The sequence below is a fragment of the Actinoallomurus acaciae genome, from assembly GCF_042429965.1.
GTDB classification, from domain to species: domain Bacteria; phylum Actinomycetota; class Actinomycetes; order Streptosporangiales; family Streptosporangiaceae; genus Actinoallomurus; species Actinoallomurus acaciae.
On record NZ_JBHLZP010000652.1, the window covers coordinates 1 to 4000 of the forward strand.

Annotated in this window: 5 protein-coding genes; 3 read left to right on the forward strand and 2 right to left on the reverse strand. The window is 71.7% G+C overall.

What is annotated here, in order from left to right:
- Nucleotides 1-158: 158 nt before the first annotated feature.
- Nucleotides 159-1418: a DUF1015 family protein gene (locus ACFFNX_RS44215; RefSeq protein WP_378212251.1), complete on the reverse strand. Its 1260-nt coding sequence runs from the start codon at nucleotides 1416-1418 to the stop codon at nucleotides 159-161.
- Nucleotides 1419-1474: 56 nt separating this feature from the next.
- On the opposite strand from ACFFNX_RS44215, the gene ACFFNX_RS44220 reads away from it, so the two are divergent.
- Together ACFFNX_RS44220 and ACFFNX_RS44225 are read left to right on the forward strand one after the other, a co-directional pair.
- On the forward strand, nucleotides 1475-1882 hold the full coding sequence (locus ACFFNX_RS44220; RefSeq protein ID WP_378212252.1) for a tetratricopeptide repeat protein: 408 nt from the start codon (nucleotides 1475-1477) through the stop codon (nucleotides 1880-1882).
- 427 nt (nucleotides 1883-2309) lie between these two features.
- The gene (locus ACFFNX_RS44225; protein WP_378212253.1) at nucleotides 2310-3290 is read left to right on the forward strand and encodes an HAD-IIA family hydrolase; all 981 of its coding nucleotides are present in this window, start codon (nucleotides 2310-2312) and stop codon (nucleotides 3288-3290) included.
- Here ACFFNX_RS44225 and ACFFNX_RS44230 read toward each other — a convergent pair.
- Nucleotides 3287-3628, reverse strand: a complete 342-nt coding sequence (locus ACFFNX_RS44230; protein ID WP_378212254.1) for an SCP2 sterol-binding domain-containing protein — start codon at nucleotides 3626-3628, stop codon at nucleotides 3287-3289. The genes ACFFNX_RS44225 and ACFFNX_RS44230 overlap by 4 nt on opposite strands.
- Before the next feature lie 123 nt (nucleotides 3629-3751).
- Between ACFFNX_RS44230 and ACFFNX_RS44235 the strand changes: the two genes are divergently transcribed.
- Complete coding sequence (locus ACFFNX_RS44235) at nucleotides 3752-3919, forward strand: hypothetical protein (protein ID WP_285584048.1); 168 nt, start codon at nucleotides 3752-3754, stop codon at nucleotides 3917-3919.
- Nucleotides 3920-4000: the final 81 nt, after the last annotated feature.

The window sequence follows — 4000 nt, forward strand, 5'->3', positions numbered from 1 at the left end:
GCCCACGGCGCGCTACGCCCACGGCGCGCTACGCCCACGGCGCGCTACGCCCACGGCGCGCTACGCCCACGGCGCGTCACGTCCACGGCGCGTTATCGGCGCCGGTGCGTCACCGGCATGCCTCAGGGGGGCGCGCCACGGCTGGTTGCCTCAAAGCGTCATCGCTGGTCGGTGTCGAACGTTCGTAGCACCAGGCCGGTGCGGGGTTTCGGGCCGAACGACGTCGACTTGCGCGGGACCTTCTCGCCGCCGGCCGCGACCGCCAGTACGTCCGCCACCTCCAGCGGGTTGAGGATCACTGCCGTGCCGTTCGTGCGGCGGGCCTTTCGGAGGGCGCGTTCGGCGTCGTGGTGGATGATGCGGACGTTCGACTCGTCGTCGGGGACGTGCCACAGCTCGGCGATCAGCAATCGGTGGAGTACGGCCGTGTCCAGGCCGCGCCAGCGGGAGGAGGACCCCTCCGGCATCGATCTTGTGACCTGTGCCTGGTCCGGATCGGTGAGCAGGAAGAGGTCCTCATCTTCCCCGCCGAGGAGGAACGCCGTGCCGTCCTGTGCGGCGAGGTGGTCGAGCGCCGTCGGCAGGTCGGGGCCGACCTGTTCCGCGCGGAAGGCGGCCTTCGCCAGCCGTACGGCGTCGGACACGGCCAGGTTCGGGAGCACCCGGTGGATCGCGCCCAGGTGAGGAGGGTAGGCACTCGAGTCCACCAGCAGCGCCAGGCCCTGGTCCCACGGCCCCGGCCCCTCGTGCGCCTCTTTCAGCGCCTGGTACGTCGCATACCGGTGATGGCCGTCGGCGATCAGTGCCCGGCGGTCCCGCAGGTCGGCGGCGATCGACGCGTGGACGGCGGGGTCGGTGATCGCCCACAGCCGGTGCCGTACGTCGTCGCCCGTGCTCGTCTCCAGCAGCGGGGGAGACGCGGCCACCTCATCGACCAGGCGGCTGGTGGCCGACGCTCCCTCTCCGTCATAGAGGAGGAAGATGGGTTCGAGGTTCGCCCGGGTGGCGGTCATCAGGGCGAGCCGGTCCCGGATCGGTCCCGGGTAGACGTCCTCGTGCGGCAGGATCACCCGCGACTCCGGGCCGTGCACCCCCAAGGCCCCGATCAGTCCCCGCTGCAGGACGCCCTCTCCGGCCTCCTCATACGCGTACAGCGCCGGCTCCGCATCGACCGTCAGCACCCCGTCCGCCAGCCACGTCCGCAGCGTCTCAGCGGCGTCCCCGTAGTCCTGCTGGGGGAGGATCAATCGGACGATGTTGTGCGGCTCGTCCGCCATGAACCGCTTCAGGGCCTCTTCGTCGATGAGGTCGTACGGCGGTGACGTCACCGCGGCCAGTGAGCTCACCTTGGAAGAGGCGTAGCGTACGGCGCGGAACGGTTCGAGGCTGAGGCCGGGCTGAGTGGTCACGTCGGGCATGTTAGATACCGCGGTCTTGTTAGGGCTCAAATGGAGTCGGCGAACGGAGGCCACAAATGGTTCAAGGTTCGGGCCACGGTCAGGATTCCCCCGGTACGCCGGGAGGTGAGGTCTATGACTGGTATCAGCGTGGGTTGAACCTTCTGGAAAGCGGCAGCCCGGCAGCGGCGATCCAGGTGCTCGAGCACGCGGCGGCGGCCGAGCCGTCGTCTCGGAGCGTCCGTGAGGCGCTCGCCCGTGCCCAGTACGGCGCGAAGCGGTACGCCGAGGCCGCGGAGAACTTCCGCTTGATCGTCGAAGCGGACCCGGCCGAGGACTACGCCCTGTTCGGCCTCGGCCTGGCGCTCACCCGCACCGGCCGGCTCGCCGAGGCCGTCGAGCACCTCGCCCTGGCCTGCGCCATGTGCCCGGACAACAAGCACTACGCCACCGCCCTGCGCCACGCCCGAGCCCGCAAGGGATGACCGGAGAGGACGGGGCGGCACCGGACGAAGGAGACCGACGGCATGCCCGATGCGGAACGGCGAGACCGCGCGGGCATCGGCTCGACCGAAGACTCACCCCGATCAGCCTCGGCTCCTCGCCGCACAAACCGTCCCGCTCCAGGCCAGCACGACCCCGTCCGATGCCGCAGTCACGACCCATCGAGCCGCACCGGTCACCGATGCTCGCGAGACCTTGACCGCCACGGCACGATGGGGCGCGCGCGACCGGCGGCCACGGACCGTGCCGGGTGATGGGCGAGGCGCGTCTGCAGCGGCCCGTGCGCGGCGGCGTACGCCCATCCGGAAAGATGACCGGTATGCGTGATCGGACCTCCAGAGCCTCCCGGGCGGGTGGAACGGCACTCCCCGGGGAACGTCGCGCGTGGAACGTACAGGAAGGATGACCATGCGGGGGATCGACCGGCCGCCGGCCGAGGCGTACGACGTCGGCGTGCTCGACCTCGACGGTGTCGTCTACATCGGCCACGACCCCGTACCGGGGGCGGCGGAGGCGCTCGCGAAGGCGCGGGCCAGCGGCATGCGGCTCGCGTTCGCGACGAACAACGCCTCTCGTACGCCCAGCGCCACGGCCGCGCTGCTCGGCGACGTCGGCGTGCCCGCGGCGGCGGAGGACGTCGTGACCTCCGCTCAGGCCGCCGCGCGGCTCCTGTCCGAACGGCTGCCCGCCGGGGCGAAGGTCCTGGTCGTCGGCGGCATGGGGCTGCGCCAGGCGCTGCGGGAGGCGGGGCTACGGCCCGTGTCCGTGGCGGCCGAGGAACCGGCGGCGGTCGCGCAGGGGTACTCACCCGGCCTGAGCTATGACCTGCTGGCCGAGGGCGCTCAGGCGGTGGCGGACGGAGCGATCTTCGTGGCGTCCAACGGCGACACGACCATCCCCGGCAAGGGCGGGCGGCTCCGGCCCGGCAACGGTTCTCTCGTCCAGGTGATCCGGACCGCCACCGGCGTCGACCCGATCGTCACCGGCAAGCCCGAACGGCCGCTGCACCGCGAGACCATCCTGCGCACCGGCGCCGAGCGGCCCCTGATCGTCGGCGACCGGCTCGACACCGACATCGAGGGCGCGTACAACGGCGGCGCCGACAGCCTCCTGGTGCTCACCGGGGTCACCGACCCCCGGACGCTCCTCGCGGCCCCGCCCCGGCACCGTCCCACGTACGTCTCCGCGGACCTGAACGGCCTCCTCGTCCCGCACAACGGCGTACGGCGCGAGGGGGCGGCGTACGTGTGCGGCGGCTGGACCGTCTCCGGTGAATTGGAGCCGTCCGGCGACGGCGACCCGATGGACGGGCTGCGCGCCCTGTGCGCCGCGGTCTGGGACTCCGGGGACCTCGAACGCGGCGAACGGGCGCTCGAAAGGCTCTTCTAAAGGATCTTGCGCAGGCGCAGCAGGTCGCCGAGACTGGCCTCGACCTTGAGCCGCCCGGTGGCCCACGCCTTGCCGACGCCGAGTTCGTCGTCGGCGAGTGCCACCAGGTCGTCGCTGTTCACCGTGAGCCGGACCTGAGCGCCGTTCGGGCTCTCGGCGACCTCGAAGGAGTCCAGCCCGCCGGCGTGGATGCGGGTGATGAACACGAGATTCAGATCGGGCACATGGCAGCTGACGGTGCGTTCGACGACGTGCTTGGCGAGCTCATCGGGATTCACATCCGTGAGCCGGGTGGCGATGCGTTCGAGCGCCGCACGCGCTTCCTCCAGCGTGGCCATTGTCAGGTCCGTTCCCCCAGTAGTCGTCCTCGACACCGTTGTCACCCACGGACGGTAGCGTTCTTCTTGAGCCGGGGTCGACCGGCTTGCCGCGAACGCGGCGCTGATTGGGGGACCGATAACGTGAACGGCACCGAGGGCGAGACCACCGGGGACGAGCGGGTCGACGCCGCGATGGCCCGCCTCGGCGAGCTGGAGGCGACGCCTCCGGCCGAGCACCCGGCGATCTTCCAGGACGTCCACCGCCGCCTCCAGGACGCCCTGACGGGCATCGACGGCGAGCCGGCGTGAGCCTCGGCCAGGCCCGTACGGGCGGGGACGCCCTGGCGGCCGCCGCCGAGGGGCCGGCGTGGTCGTCCGCGCTGCGAATGG

What these genes read in the sequence shown, in the direction of transcription:
- ACFFNX_RS44230 (WP_378212254.1), bottom strand. Translation starts at nt 3,628, where the DNA reads ATGGCCACGCTGGAGGAAGCGCGTGCGGCGCTCGAACGCATCGCCACC.
- ACFFNX_RS44225 (WP_378212253.1), top strand. Translation starts at nt 2,310, where the DNA reads ATGCGGGGGATCGACCGGCCGCCGGCCGAGGCGTACGACGTCGGCGTG.
- ACFFNX_RS44215 (WP_378212251.1), bottom strand. Translation starts at nt 1,418, where the DNA reads ATGCCCGACGTGACCACTCAGCCCGGCCTCAGCCTCGAACCGTTCCGC.
- ACFFNX_RS44220 (WP_378212252.1), top strand. Translation starts at nt 1,475, where the DNA reads ATGGTTCAAGGTTCGGGCCACGGTCAGGATTCCCCCGGTACGCCGGGA.